The sequence below is a fragment of the Mesotoga sp. UBA5825 genome, from assembly GCF_002432955.1.
In the GTDB taxonomy this organism is placed as follows: domain Bacteria; phylum Thermotogota; class Thermotogae; order Petrotogales; family Kosmotogaceae; genus Mesotoga.
Genome location: NZ_DJHG01000080.1, coordinates 1 through 4009, shown reverse-complemented (window position 1 = coordinate 4009; position 4009 = coordinate 1). Strand labels below are relative to the sequence as shown.

4 protein-coding genes are annotated in these 4009 nt (G+C 46.3%); all 4 read left to right on the top strand.

The annotated features are described in order from the left end of the window. Positions 1-273 precede the first annotated feature (273 nt). Genes B3N33_RS07800 through B3N33_RS07785 form a run of 4 tightly spaced genes read left to right on the top strand, consistent with a single transcriptional unit; the run spans position 274 to position 3906 of the window. The gene (locus tag B3N33_RS07800; RefSeq protein ID WP_292592859.1) at positions 274-648 is read left to right on the top strand and encodes a GntR family transcriptional regulator; all 375 of its coding nucleotides are present in this window, start codon (positions 274-276) and stop codon (positions 646-648) included. Next, complete coding sequence (locus tag B3N33_RS07795) at positions 630-1502, top strand: ABC transporter ATP-binding protein (protein ID WP_214079247.1); 873 nt, start codon at positions 630-632, stop codon at positions 1500-1502. Before B3N33_RS07800 ends, B3N33_RS07795 begins: the two co-directional genes overlap by 19 nt. Positions 1503-1520: 18 nt before the next feature. Continuing rightward, on the top strand, positions 1521-2279 hold the full coding sequence (locus B3N33_RS07790) for an ABC transporter ATP-binding protein (protein ID WP_292592856.1): 759 nt from the start codon (positions 1521-1523) through the stop codon (positions 2277-2279). After that, positions 2236-3906 carry a putative ABC transporter permease subunit gene (locus B3N33_RS07785; RefSeq protein ID WP_214059830.1) on the top strand — a complete coding sequence of 557 codons (1671 nt, stop codon included), beginning with the start codon at positions 2236-2238 and terminating at the stop codon, positions 3904-3906. The genes B3N33_RS07790 and B3N33_RS07785 overlap by 44 nt, the downstream gene beginning before the upstream one ends. Positions 3907-4009 lie beyond the last annotated feature (103 nt).

The following is a 4009-nucleotide window of genomic DNA, read 5'->3' as shown; positions in this document are numbered from 1 at the left end:
GTAGCGTCGGAACGAAGAACCGCTTTTCTCAGAAGGCGACTCTAGTTTCGGCATAACGACATTTGACGTTCCTTTACTTTAGGGCTTGCAACTTGGAATAAGCAACTTGCAACTGCTCTTTCGAAGGACGGGTTCATGATCTGGGACGAAGGGCCAAGGACGGATCTGGCTCAAGCATGACATTTAATAGAGTGTGCGAAGGCGAACTGACCTAGTAGTGTTTGTGCTGTTGCAAGCAACGAAACTCGGAAAAGCCGTACAGAAGGTGATAATGTGTGGTTTGACATCGATATAAGATCCCCATTGCCGATCTACGATCAAATCAAGAGGGGGGTGAGGGAAGAGATCCTCAAGGAGAAACTTAAGGAGGGAGATCCTCTTCCCTCAATTCGTGAAATGGCTTCTCAAATCAGGGTTAATCCTAACACTGTTGCCAGAGCCTACAGAGAACTCGAGATGGAAGGCTTGATTATGGCAAGACCGGGACTAGGGTATATAGTAGTCAGTGATAGAGATCAGGTTAGAAACTCTGTCTTTGAAAGCCTATCTACTGAGCTTAGGGAGCCCATCCTTCGTTTGAAGAAATCGGGAATTTCTCTGGAAAGGCTCCTGGAGGTGATTGAGAAGATATGGAAAGAAATGAATTAACCCTGGACATACAGAACCTTGAAAAGACTTATAAGGGCAATGTTGAGGCCGTTTGCGGGATCGATGTCAAGCTGGAAAAACAACGAATCTACGCACTGCTTGGTCCAAATGGAGCCGGCAAAACGACAGTTCTGAAATCTATATTAGGATTGATCAATTACTCTGGATCGATACTTGTTCTTGGAAGACCCGTTGATGAGGTCAGAGAAATGATCTCGTTCGTTCCTGAGGAGAAGAATCTCTACGAGAATCTGAACATAGAAGAAACCCTCAAATTGATTCGCAGAATTTCGAGCAGATTCGATGAGAACCAGGCGCGCAAGTATATCGCACACTACAAACTTCCCTGCACAAAGAAGATTAGAACCTTCTCAAACGGTATGAAGTCAGCGATGTACATCTCATTAGCTCTTTCAGCTGACGCAGATTTCTACATATTGGATGAACCGACATGGGGTCTCGACCCAATCATGCGAGACGACACTCTCGAATTTATAAGAGAAAAGGTGATTGCCGGAAAGACTGTACTGTACACGTCCCATATAATCCCTGAAGTCGAAAAAATCGCAGACGAATTCTTTATTATGATAAACGGGAAGGTTAAGTATTCCGGTGACCTCGACGGAATCAAAGAAAAGTACAGAATCGTAAAGATGCCCTTTGACAAAAAGGAACTCGCCAGTTGTACGGATTGTCTGGCAGCAGCAAAGGAACTTAACAGACTTTCGATAATAGTCGAAAACTCAGAGGCAACTGAGAGGTTTTATAAGACAGATGAAGCAACCATTTCGATTCCTGACCTGGAGGAGTTTTTTCAGATTCTGGTCAGGAGTGAAAACAGAAATTCTCGTTGAGCGCAGGAGGTTAGGATCGTGATCGAGATTAGAAACCTTACGAAGATTTATAGTGGAAGTGTGAAGGCAGTAGATGATGTGAGCCTTACTGTCAAAGAAGGCGAGATATTTGGCTTTCTCGGACCGAACGGGGCCGGCAAGACCACTACTATCAAGATGATAGTCGGTCTGCTTCAGCCGACATCCGGAAGCATACACATCGACGATATCGATGTACTAACTTCACCTGTGGAAGCGAAGATGAAGATGGGTTACGTTGCTGACGAACCGCTGGTTATGGAGAAAATCACGGGAGTTCAATATCTTAACTTGATTTCCGACGTGTTCTTGGTTCCTCCGAAGACGCGAGCAGAAAGGGCTTCGAAGCTGCTTCAAAACTTCAAGCTCTCCGATGCCGTGAAAGACCCTGTTTCCACTTATTCTCACGGAATGAGGCAGAAGCTCTCTCTCGTTGCAGCCCTAATACATAATCCGGATCTCTGGATCCTTGATGAACCAATAGTCGGTCTAGATCCAGAATCGGCCTTCATTCTCAAGCAGATGATGAGAAATCATGTAAAGGCTGGAAACACGGTCTTTTTCTCTACTCACGTAATGGAAGTAGCTGAGAAAATATGTGACAGGATAGGAATAATCAATAAGGGCAAGCTAGAATTCGTTGGCACCGTTGATCAACTGAGGAAGCTTAGCGGCAGGGGAAGTCTGGAAGAACTCTTCCTGGAGGTGACAGGTAGTGAGACTGAAAATGGTGATTTCTCTTACCTCGACGCTGATTAATTCTCACTACAACATACCCAGGTCCCTATACCACTTCAAGAGAAAGGAAAGGCTATGGGAACCGGCCCTGATAATCGGTGTCATACTCCTACTGGGCTTGACTCTCGGACCGCTTTACGGAGGTTTGCTCAACACGATGTACGATCAGTATGAAGCATCCGGACTGAGATCGCTCTTTCTGGCAGGACCTTTTCTGATTGCAAATCTCTTTGGATTCATCTTTGGGATCTTCCTCATGATAAGCACCTTTTTCTTTGGCGACGATATGCGCGTTTTGATACCTTTGCCCCTGAAATCGACAGAAGTACTTATGTCGAAGTTCCTCGTAGTCTTGATGGACCTTATGTTGATCTCGCTTGCTATAATCCTTCCAGCATATATCCTGTATGGCGTGCGATCCTCGGCAGGAATCGGATACTGGATCTTCATGGTGATTGTGTTTCTTTTAAGTCAGGTGTTGCCGATAATGCTTTCCGCAATAATCGTCCTTCCTCTCTCAAGGCTATTTCGATTCAAAAGGCATAGAGATAATATGGTTTATCTCTTGAGTGCACTTATTTTGGTGGGAGTGCTGACCTTCATCTCCATCACCAGCCGCGTAGATCCGAATATGAGCGCCGAGGAATTTGCCAGGATCTTCTCGAGCGAGGATGCGATTCTGAACAAAACAGCCGGAGCATATCCTCCGACGATACTGGTTACAAAGGCCCTGAGCAGACCCTTCTTTGAGGGATTGTTGTGGCTTCTTGCGTTTATTGGTCTTCACGTGGTTGCTCTGGGAGTCTTTCTCTTCTTCGGCGACAAGTTCTACTACTCGGTTTACTCGAGTCTGCAAGAAAACTTTGCAAAGCGCACCGCACTTAAGGAAGGCGAAATTACAGGCATGATGGGAGTTCAGAACAGCAAGTTCGCGGCACTTCATAGACGTGAATGGTGGTACTTCCTCAAAGTCCCTGCCTTCGCTTTCAACGGATTCGGAAATGTGGTGATCCTTCCGATATTGCTTGTAATCGCTGCCGTGGCCGGTCAAACTGATGAGATCGGGCAGATGATCCAGCAATTTCAGCAGTACAGAGAGCTATTCGTCCCGGTCGGCGCATTGATAGCCGCAGTCTCCGGAGGAATAAACGGGCTCGCCTCCTCCATATTCAGTAGAGAAGGAAAACTAATCCATGAGCTTAAAGCCTTACCTGTCAAGACATCGGAGATTGTTAGGGTCAAGTTCGTTCATGTTCAGACCATGAGCTTCATAGGACCGGTCTCGGGTGCAATAGCTCTGAGCATAATACTGGGGCTCTCATTTGTTGAAGCAACAGTTGTCTTCGTTGTGGGAGCTATAACGCTTACCTTCCTGAACATCCTTCAGATGATAATTGACTCAGTGAAGCCAATCCTCGGGTGGGAGAATCCGCAAAGAGCTATGAAGCAAAACGTAAATGTTGCGCTTTCGATTCCCGTCGTCTTTGGATACGTTGGGGGTTTTGGATATCTGGCATTCCTTTTGAAAGACACAATATCTGGAGTCGTCATGACACTAGTATTGACGGCGATCGCCTTGATTGGTATCGTAGTTACGTGGCCTGTCCTAATGAAGAGAGCGAACAGGCTTTTCCTGAGAGATTTGTGAAGAAAACCGAGGTTGGTGGTTGGAAAGAGTGTAACAAGACGCAGGGCGCCGAAAAGCATGGCGGACGCAATGCCGGCAATGGATCGTGCCGGGACGCAAGGCT

Excerpts from the sequence above, each read along its gene's own strand:
- B3N33_RS07795 (WP_214079247.1), top strand. The coding sequence starts at position 630 with ATGGAAAGAAATGAATTAACCCTGGACATACAGAACCTTGAAAAGACT.